The organism is Pseudomonas sp. SO81, assembly GCF_030374125.1.
Taxonomy (GTDB): domain Bacteria; phylum Pseudomonadota; class Gammaproteobacteria; order Pseudomonadales; family Pseudomonadaceae; genus Aquipseudomonas.
The window spans coordinates 1,471,479-1,491,519 of sequence record NZ_CP126126.1; the positions used below are offsets into that span (position 1 = coordinate 1,471,479).

Here is a 20,041-nt window from a genome sequence, read left to right on the forward strand (position 1 = left end):
ACTGACGCGGGACGCCCTGCATGCCCCTTCGACCACTCACCATCCTGCTGATGGCCCTCACCCTGACCAGCTGCGCCTCGCTCGCGCCGCGCGATCCGCTGCGGATCGATCTGGTCGGTCTTGAGCCATTGCCGGCGCAGGGCATGGAGGTGCGCTTTGCCGTGGTGTTGCGGGTGCAGAACCCCAACGACAATCCGATCGACTACGACGGCGTGGCCCTGGAGCTGGACATCAACGGCCAGCCGCTGGCCAGCGGGGTGAGCGATCAGGCGGGGCAGGTGCCGCGTTATGGCGAGGCGCTGCTGCGGGTGCCGGTGAGCATTTCCGCGTTCTCGGTGATGCGCCAGGCCTGGGCGGCGGCCGGTTACCAGAACGGGCGCGACCTGCCCTATGAACTGAGCGGCAAGCTGGGCGGCGGGCTGCTGGGCACGGTCCGCTTCAGCGACGCCGGCACCCTGAACTGGCCGCAGCCGGCGGCCAGCCAGCCGTAGCGCTACTCCGCCTGCTTCTGCCCCGGCTCCTTGCCCTCGTGGGCGAGGTGTTCGACCACCGCGTTGAGCTCGGCGCCGAGCAGCAGCACCGCCGATGAGATGTACAGGTACAGCAGGAACACGATGATGGCGCCGATGCTGCCGTAGGTCGCGTTGTAGTCGGCGAAGTTCTGCGCGTAGAAACCGAAGCCCAGCGAGGCGACGATCCACACCACCACCGCCAGGATCGAGCCGGGGGTGATGAAGCGGAATTCCTGCTTCACGTCCGGCGCCAGGTAGTACACGGCGGCCACCACCAGCACCAGCATCAGCACCGCCAGCGGCCAGCGCAGCCAGGCCCAGAGCAGCACCACCGTTTCCTCCAGACCCACCTGCATGGCCAGCCAGTTCATCGCCTGCGGCCCGAGCACCATCAGCGCCGCGGCCAGCAGCAAGGCGGCGGCAATCGCCACGGTGTAGAGCAGCGACAGCGGCACCAGCTTCCAGGCCGGGCGCCCGTCTTCCACGCCGTAGGCGCGGTTCATCGCCGCCATGGTCGAGCGCACCGCCGCCGACGAGGTCCACAGGGCCAGCAGGATACCGATGGAGAACAGCCCGACCTGCTGGGTCTGCAGCTGGGCGATCACCGGGTCGACCAGCCCCAGCGCATCTCGCGGCAGCACCAGCTCGGCCTGCTGATGCAGCCAGTCGAAGATCGGCTGGGCGTCCATCACGCCGATCAGGGCAATGAGGAACAGCAGGAAGGGAAACAGCGAGAAGAACAGCTGGAACGCCAGCGCCGAGGCGTAGGTGGGCAGTTCGTCGTCGATGAAATCGGTGGCGGTTTTGCGGACGATGGTCCACCAGGACACGCCGCGCAGGTCGATGAATGGCATGGTTCCTCCGCATCTCATGCTCTCCCTGCAAGGTGGGACGGCCGGGCAGCGCCATCGGTTCGACCAATCGCCTGCCAGGTAAAAGCCCTATACAATCTGCGGCCTTTTCCGCTCCGACCGAGGTACCGCCATGAGCACCCTGCCACCCTGCCCGCACTGCGGCTCCGAATACACCTACGAGGACGGCAGCCAGCTGGTGTGCCCGGAGTGCGCCCACGAGTGGTCGGCCGATGCGGCGCCGGAAGCAGGCGACGGCGAGCGAGTGATCAAGGACTCGGTCGGCAACCTGCTGCAGGACGGCGACAGCATCACCGTGATCAAGGACCTCAAGGTCAAGGGCACCTCCCTGGTGGTCAAGGTCGGCACCAAGGTGAAGAACATCCGCCTGTGCGACGGCGACCACGACATCGACTGCAAGATCGACGGCATCGGCCCGATGAAGCTCAAGTCCGAGTTCGTGCGCAAGGTCTGAGGAAACGGCCCGGCGCAAGGCCGGGCCTGGCATCACTTGAGGTTGGTCTTCAGCCACTCGGCCTGGGCTTTCAGCGTCTCGGGCACCGTGTCGAAGGCGAACCACTCGCCCCTCTGGAACAGGTAGGTATTGCTGCCCTGATCGTTCTTCCAGGTCAGCGACTGCAGGCTGCCACCCATCGCGTAGTTCAGGTGCAGGTGTGGCTTGTCGCTCCACGGCTCATGGGCGCCGCGGCTGGAGAAGTACAGGTCGGCCGGCAGCCCGGAGTAGTGCTCGACCCAACCGGCCTCCTTGAGTTTCTCGATATCGTCTTTGCTGAGTGTGGGCATGGTGGCCTCCTTCCGTGTTGCGCCGGCCCCGTGCCGGCGACAGCTGCACGATGCGCGCTGCTCGGGCCGCGGCGCAGAGGCAAATCCTTCCCCGGCGCCCGGGTCGACTAGGCTGAGATAAGCGGGGCGCGCAGCGTGCCCCGGAGCGCCCAAGGGAGGCCAGCATGCGCAGCCTTTCGCTCATCCTTCTCCTGCTATTCAGCCCGCTGCTGGCCGCCGAAACCTGGCGGGTGGTCGGCGACGAACAGTTCGCTCCCTACAGCTTCGTCACCCAGGAAGACGACACGCCACGCGGGGTCGACGTGGACCTGGTCGAGGCAGTGATGAAAGAAGCCGGCGTCGCCTACAGCCTGCGCCTGTACCCCTGGGAGCGGGTCAAACGCATGCTCGAACGCAACGAGGCGGAAATGGCCTTCCAGTTCGCCGGCACGCCCGAGCGCAAAGCCCAGTACGAACTGGCCGGCCCCATCCGCACCGGCTCCACCGTGTTCATGACCAGCCACAAGATCAGCCTCCAGGACTGGAAGACCCTGGACGACTTCACCCCCTTCGTCATCGGACAGGTACGCGGCTACGCCTACGAGTCGAACTTCGACAAGGCCGACCTGCGCCGCGATACCAGCGCGCAGAACCCACGCCAGCTGGTGTCCATGCTGCTGGCCGGGCGCATCGACATCATCGTCGGCGACCGCATCCAGCTGCTGTATTTCATCCAGGAACAACGGGCCCAGAGCAGCGTGCGCCTGCTGCCCACACCCCTGGTGGAAATGCCGCGCTACGTGGCCTTCGCCAAGGGCGACAGCCAACGCGCCAGGCAGTTCGGCACGGCGCTGGAGAAGGTGCGCGCCAGCGGCGAGCTGGAGAAGATATTGCGCAAGTGGGAGGAGTAAGAGGCGACGCGGAGGGGAAAGGGTGAGGCCAGGCCTCACCCTTGCCGATGGATCACTGATTCAGCGAGACCTGCTTGGCCTCGATGTTCAGCTCGCCGAGGCGCTTGAGCAGAGCGGAGATGTTCTCGCGGGCAGAACCCTCGTTGGCCAGGCGCAGGCGCTTCACGGCAACGAAAGCGTCGCCCACACCAGCGGTGAACGGAGTACGCAGGGTTTCACGCAGCAGTTCCTTGCCGGTGGCATTGTCCACCAGGGTGTACTCGACCTCGCTGGTCACTTCGAAGTCCAGACCGAACATCGGCTGATCGACGCGGACCAGGTTGGCGCGCAGCGAATAGGGGGCCTTGTCGCCAGCGCTCAGCAGGCCGGCATTACCCAGGGACTTTTGCAGCGCGGCCTGGAACTCCGGACCACCGATCTCGGAGGTCCACATCGGGTTGGTTTCCTGGCCACCCTTGACTTCGCTCAGCTGCAGGTTGTCCTGCAGAGCGGGGGCGTAGGTGTTGGCGCGAGCCTGGGTCTCGGCAACGGTCATGCCCTCGATCTTGGCAGAGGAGGCACAGCCGGTGAGGATCAGGGAAAACAGCGAAAGGCAGAGCAAACGACGCATAGGTGCAATCCTTGTACATGATGGTTGGTACGGGCGAAGCCCGGCGCGCCGGGACTACACGAGGCGCAAATCCACCACTTGCGTTCGTCCCTGAGCGCGATGGCAGATTAGTGGCAACTCGATCAGGTACTCAAGCGGAGACTGCTCGGTCACTGCACCGGCAGAAAATTGAGGAACAGCAGGCTCTGCGCGTAGTTCACCCCGAGGCGCCGGTAGCGCTCCTCCAGCACATGGGTGAGCAGGTCCAGGCGCGCGGTCATCTTGCCGAACTCCACCGCGTAGCTGAGGTTGCTGCCCTCGTTGGACAGCAGCAGCGGCCGGCCCTTGGCGTCGCGGCGCTGGGCGAGCATCCAGGCGGCCTTCTCGATATTGCGCGCGGCGTTGTGGATGAACTGGGCGTCGAAGGAGTCGGTCAGGTAGAACTCGGTGCGCCCGCCATGGGCGGTCACCAGCATGCTGCCCAGGGCATAGATGAAGGCGCCGACCCGGTCGCCCTGGAAGTCCGGCCCCAGCGAGTAACTGAGCGCCGCCACGTCGCGCCGCCCCTTCAGCTGCGGCAGCGGCTGGTTCTGCTCGATGGCCTGGTGGATCGCCTGCTCCGCCTCGGCCCGCGTGGCCAGACCGGTCTTGCGCCATTCCTGCGGGTTGCGCTGGTACAGCTTGCTCATCAGCTGGTACAGGCTGTTGAGGTTGTCGCGCATGGCCAGGGTCGCCATGCGGTCCACATCGCTCTGCAGGAACTCGCCGGCCTGGGGCTCGCTGCTCTTGCTGACGATGGACTCGTGCGCCAGGCGGCCGGAGCAGCCGCCCAGGCCGAACGCCAACAGCAGCGCCGCCACGGCGCAGACCAGCCTCGTCATCGGATTGCCCCCGCTCTCCTACGAACCCTCGGCTAGCAGTAAAGCGCAAAAGCCGCCGTCGCACCGTGCGCCATGCCTCCACTGGGGAACGGCTTCCCGCTGAACCCCGCTCCATCGCCTTCCTAGGATCGGCCTACCCCAATGCCTGGGGCCCACCCAAAGGAGAATCACCATGGCCACTACCCTGCTCACCTGGTGCCGCGACGATGAAAAAGTCAGCCAAGAAGCCATCAAGTACCCAGCCGATTTTCGCTACAGCGGCTGCCGGCTCGCAGCCCTTCCGCAGACTCTGGGCCGCCTGAGCGGCGACGACATCCTGATCATCACCGCCCACGGCAATCCATATAACTTCGGCGACAAAGGCGACAGCTTCAGCGACTTCACCGTGGACAAATTCGCCGATGTGCTGCGGCAACTGGCTCCCAATGGCTGGAACGGCAGCATCTACTTCGACACCTGCAACGGCCTGGCCTTCGCCCGTAACCTGAAGGCCAAGATCGCCAAGGAGTTCCCCCACCTCAAACTGTTCGGCTGCGAGGGCAGCACCAACATGAAGGTCGACCTGTCCAAGCACCAACAGGCCTGAGCCAGAGCGCGGGAGCCCGTCTCCCGCACTCCCCTGGGCTAGAGTGAATACACCCGCCCTCAGGAGCGCCCGCCATGAGGATGCTCGACCTTCTCGCCCTGCCCTGCCTGCTGCTCGCCGCCCTGCTGGCCCACGCCGAAGACCTGGCCGGCGCCAAGGACCACCCGCTGCTGAGCCGCTATCCCGACTCGCACATCACCGAGTACCAGCAGTACTTCAACGCCGTGGAGTTCGCCACCGGCAGCCAGGACGGCGTGCCGCAGCGCCACAGCATCGAAGGCAACGCCACGCAGATCCTCTACTTCCACGACAACCCGGACAAGCAGCCAAGCCCGCTGCAACTGATCCGCAACTACCAGAATGCGATCAAGGCTATCGGCGGCGAGGTGGTCTACGAGCGCCTGCCCGCCGAGGGCGACGGCGGCGAGACCACTTTGAAGGTGCTCACCGGCGGCAAGCAGATCTGGGTGCGGGTCGAGCCGGGCATCTTCAGCGCGCCGACCCAGAGCTACCGGCTGAACATCGTCGAAGTCGCCGCCATGCAACAGTTGGTCACCGCCAACCAACTGCTGGACGAACTCAACCGCAACGGCTTCGTCGCCCTGTACATCAACTTCGACACCGGCAAGGCCGAACTCAAGGACGACGGGAAGGCCACCGTGGCGGAGATCGTCGGCATGCTCAAGAGCGCTCCGGAGCTGAAACTGGCCATCGAGGGCCACACCGACAACGTCGGCCAGGCGGCGGACAACAAGGCCCTGTCCGAACGCCGCGCCCAGGCGGTGATGGACGCCGTCATCGCCGGCGGCATCGAGGCGCAACGGCTCAACGCCGCCGGTTTCGGCCAGGAACGCCCGGTCGCCGACAACCGCAGCGAGGACGGCCGCGCGAAGAACCGCCGGGTGGAGCTGGTGAAACAGTAAAGCCGGCGTTTACACAGGATTTACATTGCTCGACGCAATGCGGGGAGCGAAGCGCAGTCGAACGCTGTAACCGGACGACCGGTTTCCCACAGGAGCTTCGACCATGCTTTCGCGTATCCCCATCATCACTGGTCTGATTGCCAGCCTGCTTTTCGCCGGCGGGCAGCAGGCCCAAGCAGCAGACGGCGGCGATGTGGCCATCGGTGTCGCGGCCGGCGCCATTATCGGCGGCGTTCTGGCCAGCCAGCGACCGGTGCGGGTCTATGAGCCGGAGCCGGTGGTCTACTACGAACCGCGCCCGGTCTACTACGAGCCCCGTCCGGTCTACTACCCGGCACCGGTGTACTACGTGGCCGAGCCGCGCTACCACCACAAGCACTGGCGCAAGCATCACCGCCGCCATCACCACCATCACGGCCACGGTCACGGCCATCGCTGGTAAACAGAAGCCCCGCTCATGCGGGGCTTCTTCTTTTCATGGCCCGAATAAGCTAGGTTCGCCTCCCCGCCGATCCAATGGATGGATGCCCATGCTCACCTTGAAGAACCTGTTCTATGTGCTGGTGTTTGGCGTGGTGATGTACGTCGGCATCCAGCAGGCGCTGGAGATGGGCGACTCGCGGGAATGGCCGACCACCGAGGGCGTGATCACCGCGTCGCACATCACCAGCAGCCCCAAGACCTCGACGGAGAAAGGCTGGCATGGCAATCGCTACGAGTACGAGGTGCGGGTGCAGTACTCGTACGAGGTGGATGGGGTCGGCTACAGCGGTAATCGCCTGCGCATTCGACCGAACAAATACAGCTCGGAGAAGAATGCCCAGCGGGAGCTGGCCGAGTATCCGGTGGGGCAGCGGTTGCGGGTGTACTACAACCCGAAGGAGCCCGAGCGCAGCCTGCTGAAGCATATTTGACCACCCGCGCCCAAGGCCTACCTTTTGCTGGGGCGGCCCCAGGCGCCGCCGCGCAGCCACTCCCCTCTGACAAGGACAGAACATGAGCGACGAAGAGCTATCCGTTGAATGTGGCGAACACGGAAAGAGCCCCGCCACGTTCGTCTGCCAGCACCTGCCTGCCGGCGAGAACCAGGGGTTCAATGTCGGCTACGACCCGGAACACCCCGACGATGCCTATCCGGACGCCTGGTGCGACCAGTGCGACGCCGTGCTGGAGCAGGAGGGCGAATGGAACGACCGCTCCGAGGCCTTCGCCGATATCAAGATGGTCTGCGCCGGTTGCTACTGCGAGATTCGCGAGCGCAACTGGCAGCAGGACGAGGACGCCCTGGTCGAGCTGATCAGCGACAGCTTCGAGTATCTGCAGACGCGGCAGGCCAGCTTTATGGAAACCTACGGCATCGGCGACTACGAGCGCTGGGACTGGTACCAGGAGAACGCCACGCTGGTGTTCTCCAACGGCGGCAAGCCGGTGGTGGAGTGCGATGTCGATTTCGTCGGCAGCTTTTCCAGCCGTTCCAACACCTGGATGTGGGCCTGGGCCAATGACTCGCTGCTGGAGCCGGTGCGTACGGGTTCGAGAGCCGTGCGCGACCTGGGCGACTCGCTCGGCCTGCTCAAGCTGGCCAGCGCGACTTGGGCGGCAGAGCCGGTCGATGGCTGGGAGATGACGGCGGTGATGGCCAAGCACTTGAGCGCCATCGGGGCCTATCGCGCGCCTAGCGATAATGGGTTTCTGCATATGGTGGTGAAGCAGGCACGCTGGGTGAGGTAGGTATTTTCTGGCCGAGCAGCCAGCTATGGCGTTAGGCCATTATTCGCAGTATGTTCGGAGGCATCGAACTGCAAGGAAGCATTCATGGCCTTCGCTGCCACGATTCCTCGCCAACGGACTGAGCTGCTGACCTCTTGGGTCGGCGCTTTGATTGCATTTCTCTCTGATCACTTTCCTCGGCTTTGGGCTACAGGTTGCGCCCTGTACGGCGCCTCACTTTTCTTTGTTTGCGCAAAGAAAAGTAAGCAAAAGAAAGCGCCCCCCGGCATCCGGGTCTCGCTGCGCTCGACTTCCCTCCCTCCGGTGCCGCTCCGGGGGCCGGCTTACAAGGGCCATCCATGGCCCTTTAAGCCTTTCGCCGCATCCATGCGGCTCACTCCCCTACGCAACACCTACGCTCGGCCTTCTGACGGGGAGTTCGCGCGCATGCAGGTTTCGAGTTTCAAGCCGCTCGGAGCTGTCGGTATGTCTCGCCGTAGGGTGGGTGCAGCCCACCAACGAACTCAAACGCCCCAACCACGTCATCGCCAGCACGCTAAAAGATCGGGCCGGGAAGCGGGTCCCGTCAGGAGGCTGAGTGGAATCGTTGCGTAAGGGGTTGAGCGGCATGGATGCCGCGAAAGCCGCGATGGGCCAGGGATGGCCCTTCGCGGCGGGCCCCTGGAGCAATGATGGAACGAAGGAAGTCTCGCGCAGCGAGACCCGGATGTCGGGTGTGCTTTCTCTTTGGTTACTTTCTCTTTGCACCAGCAAAGAGAAAGTGACTCGCCATAAAGGCGAAAAACGAGGCTATGGAACTTTAGCCATGCAAAACTTGCCCTCTTCCTTTTAAGGATTTTTATGCCGATTAATTTCGATGTTGTTATTGAGTCCCCAGACTATGAAATAGACATGAAGTCTGGACTTGACACTATGCAGGGCGTCTCTGACGCCACAAGAACTATTGGAGAGACCCTGCTACTTGGAAAGGTCCCCGAGCGGATCTCGCCAAAAAGCAGCGTAAGAACAACATTAAAAAAGACATTTAAAGGATCGTATGGCCACAGCTTTCGGCTGGACATACTAGATGAAGAACCAAGAAAAGAGCTAAGAAAAATAGGCCACACAACATTCACAGAGCTTATGTCCTACTTCATGAAAGAGGCACTTTACATCGAAACACCAGACCCATCAGATAAAGCCCAAGCCGTTCTAAATCGTCTCGGTGATACGGCCGAAGATCTAATTAAGCAACTTAGAAAATCGGCAATGGAGAACATTCACGAAATTGCAGTAAAATTTAATTATGACGTCTCCGTAAGACACAGAAAAAGCTTTGAAGAGCGTATATCTCTTGCAAAATTCACCAAAGATACAGTTCACGCCGTACAAGCCACTAGAAGAAATGAAAAACTCACGCTGACTGCAAGCATCAGGCGTTTCAACACCAATACCGGAAATGGAAGACTTCAGCTAGAAGGGGAAGACGAGACCGTGGCATTCGGTTTCAGAATCAGCTACAGAAACGTCGACTTTGCGATGAAAAAGAGATTTTCTGAAAACCTGGATTTTAACAATGGCATAGATATAGAACGCTGGAAATACATGTCGCTTGAGGCAAACCCCATTCGCCGCCTTGACGGACAAATTGTCAAATACCTAGTCGTGGGCTTCATTGATGAAAAATAAATACACTATGCTTGCGGGACTATTAATACTCATAGTCCTGCTGTCATATATTTTTCAATTTTATTACCGCTTAGACTATGCGGTTTCCAGCAACCCTGAACACTGGGGACAGCTTGGCGACTACATAGGAGGGACACTAAACCCTCTCCTTAGCTTTATATCCATAATCCTGCTCATCCAATCACTAACCCTTCAAACCGAAGCAAATAAAGGCTTGAGAGTTGAGGTAGAGCTAACTAGAAAAACTGAAAAATTACGCTCATTCGAAATGCAACTATTCAATATGCTTGAGTCACAGAGAGCGTATTTTGACTCCTTTACGGCCTATAGCAAATCCTCTAACACCCGGCTCTCGGGCAGCGCTGTAGTCATAAAAATAGAAGACACTGTAGAGATTCTGCGAAGCAGCAATACTGACCCAGCAGCAGTAACAAAATATCTAGAGCAATTAGACTCAACAGATAAAATTTACGGCCTTACTAGAATATTCTGCAACATGGTTAGGATTATCGAGGAAAAGCTAAGCAACTCAAATGGATTCAACGAGGAAGATAGGCGCTCACATTACCTAACCCTAATAAATTTCACCGACTTCTCGCTACTTCGCTTAATTATGATGTGCGTGCAGTTCATAGATAATGCATCAAACGATTATCTAAAGAAAAATGCTGAGTTCAATCTAGTCCTAGAGGATGTTGGCCTTAGCTTTAACTTGTACTAATTAAACGGCCCGCCAAATGACGAGCCTTATACTCAGACCTATCACTCACCTCATGTCATTGCGACAGTATCCCTACTACGCTTGAGTTTCTTCACCTGATACTCCCTCGCCGCCTCATGGAACGCTCCAATCAGCGCGTTGTAATCGGCCTTCTCCCAATAGCGATACTCAGGATGCCACTGCACGCCGACGGCAAACGCCTTGGCGCCAATCACGCTCACCGCCTCGATCTGCCCGTCCTCGCAAACAGCCTCGACCTGTAGCCCCTCGCCCAGCCGATCGATCCCCTGCCCATGCAGCGAGTTCACGCTGATCTCGCGCTCGCCGAGCAGCTTGTGCAGCACGCCACCCTCGGTCAGGGCGACCTTGTGGATCGGGCCGTAGGCCACGTTGTCCGGTACGTCCTTCACCTCGCGGTGGTCGAGGCGACCCGGCACGTTGTGCACTTCGCGGTGCAGGGTGCCGCCGTACAGCACGTTGAGTTCCTGCACGCCGCGGCAGATACCGAGGAAGGGAATGCCGCGGTCGATGCAGGCGCGCATCAGGCGCAGCACAGTGGCGTCGCGAGGTTTGTCGGCCAGGCCCAGGCCGGGATGGTCGTCGCCATAGAAGCTCGGGTGCACGTTGGACAGGGAGCCGCCGAACATGATGCCGGAGACGCTGTCGAGCACGGTCTCCATGTCCAGGTCGTCGCCGAAGGCCGGGATCATCAGCGGGAAGGCGCCGAAGCCGGTGACGGACTGGATGTATTTCTCGCCCACCAGATGAAACCAGCCGATGTCGCGATCGGTCAGCTGCCAGCGACACAGGGGAAGGCCAATCATGGGTTTGTTCATTGCAAGGGTGTCCTCTTCATTTTGAGTTTGAAGTGGGCTGCCCTTGGGACAGCGGGTTACCGGGCCACGAACAACCGTGAACCCGCTCACCCAAGGGGTGCCGCTTCCCGCCGGCAGGACGCCGGCGAGTTACTGCACCAATGCCGCGCCCGCGCGGCAGGGTTACTCCCTCTCCCACTGGTGGGAGAGGGGCTGGGGGAGAGGGCGTTGTTGGACGGGCCCTCTCCCCAACCCTCTCCCGTGAACGGGAGAGGGAGCAAAACGCGCTGCCCGGCCACTGTCGCCAGCCGGGCGGCAAAAAAGAGCCGGTCCGAAGACCAGCCCTGGTTAGCGCTTAACCGTTGCTCGGGAAGGCGAACTGCGCCGCCTCGTGGCTGGCGCGCTGCGGCCAGCGCTGGGTGATGGTCTTGCGCTTGGTGTAGAAGCGCACACCGTCCGGGCCGTAGGCGTGCAGGTCGCCAAACAGCGAGCGCTTCCAGCCGCCGAAGCTGTGGTAGGCCACCGGCACCGGCAGCGGCACGTTGACGCCGACCATGCCGACTTCGATCTCGTCGCAGAACAGGCGCGCCGCTTCACCGTCGCGGGTGAAGATGCAGGTGCCGTTGCCGTATTCGTGGTCGTTGATCAGCTGCATGGCGTCTTCCAGGCTGCCGACGCGGACGATGCACAGCACTGGGCCGAAGATCTCTTCCTGGTAGATGCTCATCTCGCGAGTGACGTTGTCGAACAGGGTGCCGCCGACGAAGAAGCCGGCCTCGTTGCCCGCCACGGACAGGCCGCGGCCGTCCACCACCAGCTTGGCGCCCTGGGCCACGCCGGCGTCGATGTAGCCCTTGACCTTGTCGCGCGCCGCGCCGGTGACCAGCGGGCCCATGTCCAGGCCGCAGGAGGTGCCGGCACCGATCTTCAGCGCCTGGATCTTCGGCGTCAGCTTGGCCACCAGGGTATCGGCGACCTGGTCACCCACCGCCACCACCACCGAGATGGCCATGCAGCGCTCGCCGCAGGAGCCGTAGGCGGCGCCCATCAGGGCGTTGACGGTGTTGTCGATGTCGGCGTCCGGCAGCACCACGGCGTGGTTCTTGGCGCCGCCCAGGGCCTGCACGCGCTTACCGCGACGGTTGGCCTCGGTGTAGATGTATTCGGCGATCGGCGTGGAGCCGACGAAGCTGATGGCTTTGACTTCCGGCGCCTCGATCAGCGCGTCCACCGCTTCCTTGTCGCCGTTGATCACGCCGATCACGCCCTTGGGCAGGCCGGCTTCGTGCAGCAGTTGGGCGATGAACAGGGTGGAGCTGGGGTCGCGCTCGGACGGCTTGAGGATGAAGCAGTTGCCGCAGACGATGGCCAGCGGGTACATCCACAGCGGCACCATGGCCGGGAAGTTGAACGGGGTGATACCGGCGACCACGCCCAGCGGCTGGAAGTCGCTCCAGCTGTCGATGTTCGGGCCGGCGTTGCGGTTGTATTCACCCTTCAGCAGCTCGGGTGCACCACAGGCGTACTCGACGTTCTCGATGCCGCGCTGCAGCTCGCCGACGGCGTCTTCGAGGGTCTTGCCGTGCTCCTCGCTGATCATCGCGGCGATCTTGTCCTTGTGCTCCTCGAGCAGGACCTTGAAGCGGAACATGACCTGGGCGCGCTTGGCCGGCGGGGTGTTGCGCCAGGCCGGGAAGGCGGCCTTGGCGGCGTCGATGGCGGCCTGGATGGTGGCGCGGTCGGCCAGCTCGACCTGACGCACCGGCTCGCCGATGGACGGGTTGAAGACCTGGGCGGTACGGCCGTTGCGCAGAACGATTTCGCCATTGATGAAGTGGGCGACGGTGCTCATGGGGTGTTTCCTCATTGGTGTTCTGTGGGGCGGCCGCGCTGGGCGCAGCCGCCGCGAATCATTTGATTTCGGTTTCGACGAAGATCACTTCGTGATCGCTGGCGTTGAACACGTTGTGCTTCACGCCGGCCTGGCGGAAGTAAGACTGGCCGGCCACCAGGGGCGCGTGCCGCTCGCCCTCCGGGGTTTCCAGCAGCAGGACTCCGTCGGTCATCGGCGTCACCACGTAGTCGTAGCCGTGGCGATGGGCGCCGGTCTCGGCACCGGGGGCTAAGCGCCACTCGGTGACGATGACTCGGTCGTTCTCCACCTGCACGGTGGGCACCGCCTTGGGTCGGCTCATCAGTCAACCTTGTTCAGCACGTCGCCGACGGCATTGAACAGGCGGTCCAGCTCTTCCGGCTTGGTGTTGAAGGTCGGCCCGAACTGCAGGCAGTCGCCGCCGAAGCGCACGTAGAAGCCGGCCTTCCACAGGGCCATGCCGGCCTCGAACGGGCGGATGGTCGGGTCGCCGTCACGCGGCGCCAGCTGCAGGGCGCCGACCAGGCCGCAGTTGCGGATGTCGATGACGTGCTTGCTGCCCTTGAGGCCGTGCAGGACGTTCTCGAAATGCGGCGCCAGGTCAGCGGATTGCTGGATCAGGTTGTCCTTCTCCAGCAGCTCCAGGGTGGCCAGGCCGGCGGCGCAGGCGACCGGGTGGGCCGAGTAGGTGTAGCCGTGGGTGAACTCGATCATGTGCTCAGGGATGGCCTGGTGCATGAAGGTGTCGTAGATCTCCTTGGACGCCACCACCGCGCCCAGCGGGATGGCGCCGTTGGTGATCTGCTTGGCGGCGTTGATGATGTCCGGGGTGACGCCGAAGTATTCCGCGCCGCTCCACTTGCCCATGCGGCCGAAGCCGGTGATCACTTCGTCGAAGATCAGCAGGATGTTGTGCTGGGTGCAGATCTCGCGCAGGCGCTCCAGGTAACCCTTGGGCGGGATGATGGCGCCGGCGGAGCCGGACAGCGGCTCGACGATGACGGCGGCGATGTTGGAAGCGTCGTGCAGCTCGATCAGCTTGAGCAGCTCGTTGGCCAGCTCCACGCCGCCGGTCTCGGCCATGCCCCTGGTGAAGGCCAGGCCCGGCTGCAGGGTGTGCGGCAGGTGGTCGGCGTCCATCAGCTGGCCGTACATCTTGCGGTTGCCGCCGATGCCGCCCAGGGCGGTGCCGGCGATGTTCACGCCGTGGTAGCCGCGGGCGCGGCCGATGAACTTGGTCTTGCTCGGTTGGCCCTTCAGGCGCCAGTAAGCCTTGGCCATCTTCACCGCGGTGTCGGCGCACTCGGAGCCGGAACCGGTGAAGAACACGTGGTTGAGCTCGCCCGGCAGCAGGTCGGCGATCTTCTCGGCCAGCTTGAAGGACAGGGCATGGCCGTACTGGAAGCCCGGCGAGTAGTCGAGGGTGCCGAGCTGCTTGGCCACGGCCTCCTGAATCTCCTTGCGGCCGTGGCCGGCGCCACAGGTCCACAGGCCGGAGAGGCTGTCGAACACACGGCGGCCCTGGTCGTCGATGAGGATGTTGCCTTCGGCGGCCACGATCAGGCGCGGGTCGCGCTTGAAGTTGCGGTTGGCGGAGAAGGGCATCCAGTGGGCGTCCAGCTTGAGCTGGCTGGCCAGGGACGGGGTGGCAGTCTGCGGCATGTTCATCGTGGCTCTCCAGAGCGGCACTGTGGTCTTGTTGCCATGCAAGGTGCCACGGGCATAAAGTCACGAAAATCCAAATCTTCTCACTTTAAGTTCAGTGATAACTAAACAATGAGTAATCGCCGTGCAGACCCGCTGGCCCAGGTCAGCGACTTCGAGATCCGCCTGCTGCGCCTGTTCCGCAGCGTGGTCGAGTGTGGCGGCTTCTCCGCCGCCGAGAGCGTGCTGGGCATCGGCCGCTCGGCCATCAGCCAGCAGATGAGCGACCTGGAGCAGCGCCTGGGCCTGCGCCTGTGCCAGCGCGGCCGCGCCGGCTTCGCCCTGACCGAGGAAGGCCGCGAGGTCTATCAGTCGTCGCTGCAGCTGTTCGGCGCGCTGGAGAGCTTCCGCAACGGGGTCAACGGCCTGCACCGCGAGCTGCGCGGCGAGCTGCATATCGGCCTCACCGACAACCTGGTGACCGTGCCGCATATGCGCATCACCCATGCGCTGGCGCGGCTCAAGGAGCTGGGCCCGGAGGTGCGTATCCAGATCCGCATGACGCCGCCCTCCGAGGTGGAACAGGGCGTGCTGGACGGCAGCCTGCATGTCGGCGTGGTGCCGCAGAGCCATGCGCTGTCCGGCCTGGAGTACCAGCCGCTGTATGGCGAGCGCTCGCAGCTGTATTGCGCGGTGGGCCATCCCCTCTTCTATGTGGACGACAACCAGCTGTCCGACACTCGCCTGAATGCCCAGGACGCCATCGCCCCGACCTTCCGCCTGCCGCCGGAGATCCAGACCCAATATCAGGTGCTCAACTGCACGGCCAGCGCCTCGGACCGCGAGGGCATGGCCTTCCTCCTGCTCACCGGGCGCTACATCGGCTACCTGCCGGACCACTACGCCCAGCAGTGGGTGCAGCAGGGCCGCCTGCGGGTGCTCAAGCCGACCACGCGCTTCTACGATCTGACCATGGCCTCGGTGACCCGCAAGGGCCGCCGCCCGCAACTGGTGCTGGAGACCTTCCTCGAGGCGCTGGCCGGCACCAGCTGAACCCATAAAAAGGAGCGAGGCGATGGATGCACTGCAGGACGAGGTACGGCGCTTCTTCGAGGACTTCGTCGCGGCGTTCGCCGAGTTCGACGGCGCGCTGATCGCCCGGCGCTACGGCGCGCCCTATCTGGCGCTGAATGCGGCCGGCGAGGCGCGCCTGTTCGCCACGGCCGCGGACATCGGCGACTACTTCCAGGGCATCGTCGACCAGTACTTCGCCCAGGGCTGCCGCAGCTGCCGCTTCCACGGCCTGGAGATCACCCCGCTCGGCTGCGCAGCCGTGCTGGCGAGCATCAGTTGGGAACTGCTGGATAGCGGCGGCGAAGTGATCGGCGCCTGGCGCGAATCCTACAACCTGACCCGCGGTGCCGACGGGTTGCGCATTCACGTCTCGACCGATCATTCAGAGACAGGCGACGACAGCTGAAAACAGCTGGAACGCCCGTACCACTAGGCGATCGCCATTTTTCCAGCAGCTGCAAAACGCACCAAAATGACGCTTTTCTGGCGCATCTTAGGGGGTTTTACCGAGCCAAATGCAGGCTTCGTCTGAACAACACACGTTTTTGACGCCTGAGGGTTGTTTCGTGACCCGCCCTGCGGTATCTGTTCGCACACAAAACCGATCATCAGTACGGACCCCCTCGATGCCTGCAGCCCCCGCCCCTGCTTCCAGCACCGGCAAACCCGCCGGCCGCATCCGCCAAAAGAACGAAAAAGCCATCATCGCCGCCGCCGAGGTGGAGTTCGCCCGCCACGGCTACAAGGGCACCAGCATGAACAGCATCGCCCAGGCGGTGGGGCTGCCCAAGGCCAACCTGCACTACTACTTCAGCAGTAAACAGGGCCTGTACGCCGCGGTACTGGACAACATCCTCTGCCAGTGGGAAAACGCTCTGGACAGCATGACGGCCGCCGACGACCCTGCCGAGGCACTGAGCCGCTACATTCGCGCCAAGGTCGAGTTCTCCCGCAGCCAGCCGCTGGCCTCGCGCATCTTCGCCATGGAAGTGATCGGCGGCGGCCAGCAGCTGGCCGCCCACTACAATCAGAACTACCGTGAGTGGTTCGAGAGCCGCACCGCGGTGTTCCAGGCCTGGATCGACGCCGGCAAGATGGCCCCGGTGGAGCCTGCACACCTGCTGTTCCTGCTCTGGAGTAGCACTCAGCACTATGCCGACTTCGCCAGCCAGATCTGCCTCTACACCGGCAAGAGCAGCCTGAAGAAGGCCGACTTCGAGAGCGCCGCCGACAACCTCGAACGCATCATCCTCGGCGGCCTCGGCCTGACCCCACCGGCACGCGGCTGAGGCCTCGCCTTCTGCCTGCCCTCTCTGGCGAGCGGAGAGGGCTACCCAGGTAGCCCGGATGCAATCCGGGCATGTGCAGCACCGAAGCCCCGCCCCCGGATTGCATCCGGGCTACGTCTCGAGCCTCGCAGCCAACCGGCCTAGAGCCGGCGACGGCGCCCGGTGATCATCGACAGCGGCAGGTTCTCGCGCAGGCGCAGGCTCTCCACCAGCGCCGCCAGCAGGTGCACGCAGACCAGCGCCAGCAGGGCGTCGGCGAAGAAGTCGTGAATCTGCAGAGGCAGATCCTCGCCCCAGAAGTAGTCCACCTCTTCCATCAGGAAGCCGGTCACGCCCAGGCCGAGCATCATCAGCATCATCAGCACCATCACCAGCGCGCCGATCGGCGAATGGCCGAGGCGGTGATAGGGGCGCCGCTGGATCAGCGCCGAGCAGTGCTCGCGCAGGCGCGTCGGAGTCGGCCAGAAGTCCGCCCAGCGCGCCGCGTTCGGGCCGGTGAAACCCCAGACCAGGCGCACCGCCAGCCAGGCCACCGCGTAGTAGCCGAGCCAGCGGTGCCAGTCATCGCCCGCCTCGGTGAACCAGTAATTGGCGACGAAGGCCAGCACCAGGGACCAGTGGCACAGGCGCACCAGCGGGTCCCACAGCTGCAGGGTTTCCCGGCTCATCCGGTCAGTCCTCGATCTCGGTCTTCACCGCGTTGCCGGACACCGGGTCGAAATAGATCTCGACCTTCTGCTTGTCCTTGTTCCAGCCGTAGATCTCGTAGCAGTTGCCGCTGGTGACCTTGAACTTCTTGATCTCGTAGCCCTGGGCCTTGAGGTCTTCCTGGAACTTGGCCTGGTCCTGCCATTGGGCCTTGTCGGCGGTGGTGCACTGCGGACCGGCGAGGGCCAGCGGGCTGGCCAGGACGAGGGAGAGCAGCAGCAGTTTGCGCATGGATGGTTTCCTTCTTGTTGGATGACAGGGCGCCGGCCAGGCCGACGCCGCACATATTAGGCGCTGGCGCGCCAGGGTGCGCGCTGCAACAGTGTTGCACAGCGTTGCTGGAGAAACTCGCGCAGCAGCCGCACCGGCCCGCTGAGCTGGTCGCGGTGGGCGCAGATCAGGTTGAGCGGGGTCGGCTCGCCCTGCCAGTCGCCCAGCGCCACCTCCAGGCGCCCGGCCTGCACATCGCCGGCCACGTCCAGCCAGGACTTGTACACCAGCCCCTGCCCCGCCACGGCCCAGCGCCGCACCACGTCGGCATCGTCGCTGACCCGATTGCCGCTCACCGTCAGCGCCTCGCGTTGCTTGCCGGCGGCGAAGCTCCAGCGCTCGTGCACGCGGCCGCCGAGCATGTACAGCAGGCAGTTGTGCCGGCGCAGCTCCGCAGGCGCGCGCGGCTTGCCGTGGCGGGCGAAGTAGGCCGGCGCGCCGCACAGCACGCGGCGGTTGTCGGCGGCCAGCGGCAGCGCCACCAGGCTGGAGTCCTCCGGCTCGCCGTAGCGCAGGGCGATGTCCACCGGCTGGCGGAACAGGTCGGCGTTGCGGTCGCTGAGCAGCAGGCGCAGCGACAGCTGTGGACGTTCGGCCTGGAACTGGTCGAGCCAGGGCAGCAGCGCGTTGCGGCCGAAGTCCGACGGCGCGGCGATCTGCAGCACGCCGCTGATCTCGGCCTTGGCTCCGGCCAGTTGCTGGCGTCCGCTCTCCAGGCTGAGCAGCGCGGCGCGGGCGTGGGCCAGGTACTGCTCACCCTCGGCGGTCAGGCGCAGGCTGCGGGTGGAACGCAGCAGCAGGCGCGCCTGCAGCTGCGCCTCCAGGCGCTTGAGCGCGGCGCTGGCCACGGCCGGCGAACAGTCCAGCTCGCGGGCGGCGGCGGACAAACTGCCCAGTTCGGCGGTACGTACGAACAGGGCGAGATCATCGAAGCGCAGCATGGTGCGGCCCCACTTTCAAAATTCGATTGAAAGAGACTCTATGGCAGCGCGGTTTTTCTCGCTAGGCAATTAACCGAACATGCGTCCAACGCCAGCCGGTACGCCGACTAAGCTGGAACATCGACTTCGCCATCGCGCCCTTCGAGGATCACGCCGCATGAAAGCCATTGCCTACTACCAGTCCCAACCCATCGACCATGCCGAGGCCCTGCTCGACATCGAGCTGCCGGCGCCGCAGCCCGGCCCGCGCGACCTGCTGGTGGAGGTACGGGCCATCTCGGTCAACCCGGTGGATACCAAGATCCGCCGCAATGTCTCGCCCGAGGCCGGCCAGGCCAAGGTGCTGGGCTGGGACGTGGCCGGCGTGGTGGTCGAGGTGGGTGCCGAGGTCAAGCAGTTCCGCCCCGGCGACCGGGTGTTCTATGCCGGCGCCATCGACCGCGCCGGCGGCAACAGCGAGCTGCACGTGGTGGACGAGCGCATCGTCGGGCGCATGCCCGGCTCGCTGGACTTCGCCCGCGCCGCCGCCCTGCCGCTGACCGCCATCACAGCCTGGGAACTGCTGTTCGAGCGCCTCGGCGTGCGCGAGGGCAAGGGCGACAGCCGTGACAGCCTGCTGGTGATCGGCGCCGCCGGCGGCGTCGGTTCGATCCTGGTGCAGCTGGCGCGCCAGCTCACCGGCCTGACCGTGATCGGTACCGCCTCGCGCGCCGAGACCCAGGACTGGGTGCGCGAGCTGGGCGCGCATCACGTGATCGACCACGGCCAGCCGCTGCTGCCGCAACTCAAGGCGCTGGGCATCGAGCAGGTCAGCATGGTGGCCAGCCTGACCCACACCGACCAGCACCTCGACCAACTGATCGAGGCCCTGGCGCCGCAGGGCAAGCTGGCGCTGATCGACGACCCGGCGCAGCTCGACGTGGTCAAGCTCAAGCGCAAGAGCCTGTCGCTGCACTGGGAGTTCATGTACACCCGCTCGCTGTTCCAGACCGACGACATGGTCGAGCAGCATCGCCTGCTCAACCGGGTCAGCCAGCTGATCGACGACGGCGTGCTGAAGACCACCCTCGGCGAGCACTTCGGCAACATCAACGCCGCCAACCTGCGCCGCGCCCACGCGCTGCTGGAGAGCGGCAAGGCGCGCGGCAAGATAGTGCTCGAAGGCTTCTGAGCCACGACCCGCCGTCAGATCGAACGGACGCCAGGCGGCAGCTCGCGGCGAAGCGGCTAGACTGCAGTGGACCCGGACCTTTCAGCAGTGGTCCGGGCCT

The 20,041-nt window shown here is 63.8% G+C and carries 26 protein-coding genes; 15 read left to right on the top strand and 11 right to left on the bottom strand.

Annotated features, from left to right (window positions below; all coding sequences use genetic code 11):
- The first annotated feature begins 20 nt into the window (after positions 1 to 20).
- Positions 21 to 491, top strand: coding sequence for an LEA/WHy family protein (locus tag OH686_RS07095; protein ID WP_289537216.1), 471 nt, complete (start codon positions 21 to 23; stop codon positions 489 to 491).
- 2 nt (positions 492 to 493) lie between these two features.
- Here the strand turns inward: OH686_RS07095 and OH686_RS07100 are convergent, their stop codons facing one another.
- Positions 494 to 1,366, bottom strand: a complete 873-nt coding sequence (locus tag OH686_RS07100) for a YihY/virulence factor BrkB family protein (RefSeq protein ID WP_289537219.1) — start codon at positions 1,364 to 1,366, stop codon at positions 494 to 496.
- A 130-nt stretch (positions 1,367 to 1,496) separates the two neighbouring features.
- Here OH686_RS07100 and OH686_RS07105 point away from each other — a divergent pair, with 130 nt between their 5' ends.
- The gene (locus OH686_RS07105) at positions 1,497 to 1,838 is read left to right on the top strand and encodes a zinc ribbon domain-containing protein YjdM (protein ID WP_137974188.1); all 342 of its coding nucleotides are present in this window, start codon (positions 1,497 to 1,499) and stop codon (positions 1,836 to 1,838) included.
- Positions 1,839 to 1,870: 32 nt separating this feature from the next.
- Here OH686_RS07105 and OH686_RS07110 read toward each other — a convergent pair whose 3' ends face one another.
- Positions 1,871 to 2,167, bottom strand: a complete 297-nt coding sequence (locus tag OH686_RS07110) for a hypothetical protein (protein WP_289537225.1) — start codon at positions 2,165 to 2,167, stop codon at positions 1,871 to 1,873.
- 164 nt (positions 2,168 to 2,331) lie between these two features.
- Here OH686_RS07110 and OH686_RS07115 point away from each other — a divergent pair, with 164 nt between their 5' ends.
- A complete protein-coding gene (locus OH686_RS07115) occupies positions 2,332 to 3,057 on the top strand; it encodes a substrate-binding periplasmic protein (protein ID WP_289537228.1) in 726 nt (241 codons plus the stop codon).
- A gap of 52 nt (positions 3,058 to 3,109) precedes the next feature.
- Here the strand turns inward: OH686_RS07115 and OH686_RS07120 are convergent, their stop codons facing one another.
- Both OH686_RS07120 and OH686_RS07125 read right to left on the bottom strand, forming a co-directional pair.
- On the bottom strand, positions 3,110 to 3,667 hold the full coding sequence (locus OH686_RS07120) for a hypothetical protein (protein WP_289537231.1): 558 nt from the start codon (positions 3,665 to 3,667) through the stop codon (positions 3,110 to 3,112).
- 149 nt (positions 3,668 to 3,816) lie between these two features.
- Positions 3,817 to 4,527 (bottom strand): hypothetical protein, encoded by a 711-nt coding sequence (locus tag OH686_RS07125; RefSeq protein WP_137974185.1) that lies wholly within the window; start codon positions 4,525 to 4,527, stop codon positions 3,817 to 3,819.
- 172 nt (positions 4,528 to 4,699) lie between these two features.
- On the opposite strand from OH686_RS07125, the gene OH686_RS07130 reads away from it, so the two are divergent.
- The 8 genes from OH686_RS07130 to OH686_RS07165 all read left to right on the top strand — a co-directional run bounded on the left by OH686_RS07130 (position 4,700) and on the right by OH686_RS07165 (position 10,156).
- The gene (locus OH686_RS07130) at positions 4,700 to 5,113 is read left to right on the top strand and encodes a hypothetical protein (protein ID WP_289537235.1); all 414 of its coding nucleotides are present in this window, start codon (positions 4,700 to 4,702) and stop codon (positions 5,111 to 5,113) included.
- 74 nt (positions 5,114 to 5,187) lie between these two features.
- Positions 5,188 to 6,036 carry an OmpA family protein gene (locus OH686_RS07135; protein ID WP_289537237.1) on the top strand — a complete coding sequence of 283 codons (849 nt, stop codon included), beginning with the start codon at positions 5,188 to 5,190 and terminating at the stop codon, positions 6,034 to 6,036.
- Between the two features lie 103 nt (positions 6,037 to 6,139).
- Positions 6,140 to 6,478, top strand: coding sequence for a hypothetical protein (locus OH686_RS07140; RefSeq protein ID WP_137974182.1), 339 nt, complete (start codon positions 6,140 to 6,142; stop codon positions 6,476 to 6,478).
- Positions 6,479 to 6,566: 88 nt separating this feature from the next.
- Positions 6,567 to 6,950 carry a DUF3592 domain-containing protein gene (locus OH686_RS07145; RefSeq protein ID WP_289537240.1) on the top strand — a complete coding sequence of 128 codons (384 nt, stop codon included), beginning with the start codon at positions 6,567 to 6,569 and terminating at the stop codon, positions 6,948 to 6,950.
- An 82-nt stretch (positions 6,951 to 7,032) separates the two neighbouring features.
- Positions 7,033 to 7,767, top strand: a complete 735-nt coding sequence (locus OH686_RS07150; protein WP_289537242.1) for a DUF6882 domain-containing protein — start codon at positions 7,033 to 7,035, stop codon at positions 7,765 to 7,767.
- Between the two features lie 577 nt (positions 7,768 to 8,344).
- Positions 8,345 to 8,599, top strand: a complete 255-nt coding sequence (locus tag OH686_RS07155; protein WP_289537245.1) for a hypothetical protein — start codon at positions 8,345 to 8,347, stop codon at positions 8,597 to 8,599.
- Between the two features lie 8 nt (positions 8,600 to 8,607).
- The gene (locus OH686_RS07160) at positions 8,608 to 9,435 is read left to right on the top strand and encodes a hypothetical protein (protein ID WP_289537247.1); all 828 of its coding nucleotides are present in this window, start codon (positions 8,608 to 8,610) and stop codon (positions 9,433 to 9,435) included.
- Positions 9,425 to 10,156: a hypothetical protein gene (locus OH686_RS07165; protein ID WP_289537249.1), complete on the top strand. Its 732-nt coding sequence runs from the start codon at positions 9,425 to 9,427 to the stop codon at positions 10,154 to 10,156. The genes OH686_RS07160 and OH686_RS07165 overlap by 11 nt, the downstream gene beginning before the upstream one ends.
- 50 nt (positions 10,157 to 10,206) lie before the next feature.
- Here OH686_RS07165 and OH686_RS07170 read toward each other — a convergent pair whose 3' ends face one another.
- The 4 genes from OH686_RS07170 to aptA all read right to left on the bottom strand — a co-directional run bounded on the left by OH686_RS07170 (position 10,207) and on the right by aptA (position 14,512).
- Positions 10,207 to 10,980, bottom strand: coding sequence for a gamma-glutamyl-gamma-aminobutyrate hydrolase family protein (locus OH686_RS07170; RefSeq protein ID WP_289537252.1), 774 nt, complete (start codon positions 10,978 to 10,980; stop codon positions 10,207 to 10,209).
- A 346-nt stretch (positions 10,981 to 11,326) separates the two neighbouring features.
- Positions 11,327 to 12,823: a CoA-acylating methylmalonate-semialdehyde dehydrogenase gene (locus tag OH686_RS07175; protein WP_137974177.1), complete on the bottom strand. Its 1,497-nt coding sequence runs from the start codon at positions 12,821 to 12,823 to the stop codon at positions 11,327 to 11,329.
- 58 nt (positions 12,824 to 12,881) lie between these two features.
- Positions 12,882 to 13,169 carry a cupin domain-containing protein gene (locus OH686_RS07180; protein ID WP_289538855.1) on the bottom strand — a complete coding sequence of 96 codons (288 nt, stop codon included), beginning with the start codon at positions 13,167 to 13,169 and terminating at the stop codon, positions 12,882 to 12,884.
- On the bottom strand, positions 13,166 to 14,512 hold the full coding sequence (aptA, locus tag OH686_RS07185) for an omega-aminotransferase AptA (RefSeq protein ID WP_289537256.1): 1,347 nt from the start codon (positions 14,510 to 14,512) through the stop codon (positions 13,166 to 13,168). Before aptA ends, OH686_RS07180 begins: the two co-directional genes overlap by 4 nt.
- A gap of 108 nt (positions 14,513 to 14,620) precedes the next feature.
- Here aptA and OH686_RS07190 point away from each other — a divergent pair, with 108 nt between their 5' ends.
- From OH686_RS07190 to OH686_RS07200, 3 genes are all read left to right on the top strand, one after another.
- Positions 14,621 to 15,541 (top strand): LysR family transcriptional regulator, encoded by a 921-nt coding sequence (locus OH686_RS07190; RefSeq protein WP_279867073.1) that lies wholly within the window; start codon positions 14,621 to 14,623, stop codon positions 15,539 to 15,541.
- A 22-nt stretch (positions 15,542 to 15,563) separates the two neighbouring features.
- Positions 15,564 to 15,968 carry a DUF6841 family protein gene (locus OH686_RS07195; protein WP_137974174.1) on the top strand — a complete coding sequence of 135 codons (405 nt, stop codon included), beginning with the start codon at positions 15,564 to 15,566 and terminating at the stop codon, positions 15,966 to 15,968.
- 220 nt (positions 15,969 to 16,188) lie between these two features.
- Positions 16,189 to 16,851: a TetR/AcrR family transcriptional regulator gene (locus OH686_RS07200; protein WP_289537262.1), complete on the top strand. Its 663-nt coding sequence runs from the start codon at positions 16,189 to 16,191 to the stop codon at positions 16,849 to 16,851.
- A gap of 140 nt (positions 16,852 to 16,991) precedes the next feature.
- Here the strand turns inward: OH686_RS07200 and OH686_RS07205 are convergent, their stop codons facing one another.
- Genes OH686_RS07205 through vimR form a run of 3 tightly spaced genes read right to left on the bottom strand, consistent with a single transcriptional unit; the run spans position 16,992 to position 18,770 of the window.
- Positions 16,992 to 17,519 carry a cytochrome b/b6 domain-containing protein gene (locus OH686_RS07205; protein WP_137974172.1) on the bottom strand — a complete coding sequence of 176 codons (528 nt, stop codon included), beginning with the start codon at positions 17,517 to 17,519 and terminating at the stop codon, positions 16,992 to 16,994.
- 4 nt (positions 17,520 to 17,523) lie between these two features.
- Positions 17,524 to 17,790 carry a PepSY domain-containing protein gene (locus tag OH686_RS07210; RefSeq protein ID WP_137974171.1) on the bottom strand — a complete coding sequence of 89 codons (267 nt, stop codon included), beginning with the start codon at positions 17,788 to 17,790 and terminating at the stop codon, positions 17,524 to 17,526.
- A 56-nt stretch (positions 17,791 to 17,846) separates the two neighbouring features.
- Complete coding sequence (gene vimR, locus OH686_RS07215; RefSeq protein WP_289537267.1) at positions 17,847 to 18,770, bottom strand: transcription regulator VimR; 924 nt, start codon at positions 18,768 to 18,770, stop codon at positions 17,847 to 17,849.
- Between the two features lie 157 nt (positions 18,771 to 18,927).
- Between vimR and OH686_RS07220 the strand changes: the two genes are divergently transcribed.
- On the top strand, positions 18,928 to 19,941 hold the full coding sequence (locus tag OH686_RS07220; RefSeq protein ID WP_289537269.1) for a zinc-binding alcohol dehydrogenase family protein: 1,014 nt from the start codon (positions 18,928 to 18,930) through the stop codon (positions 19,939 to 19,941).
- The last annotated feature ends 100 nt before the right edge of the window (positions 19,942 to 20,041 follow it).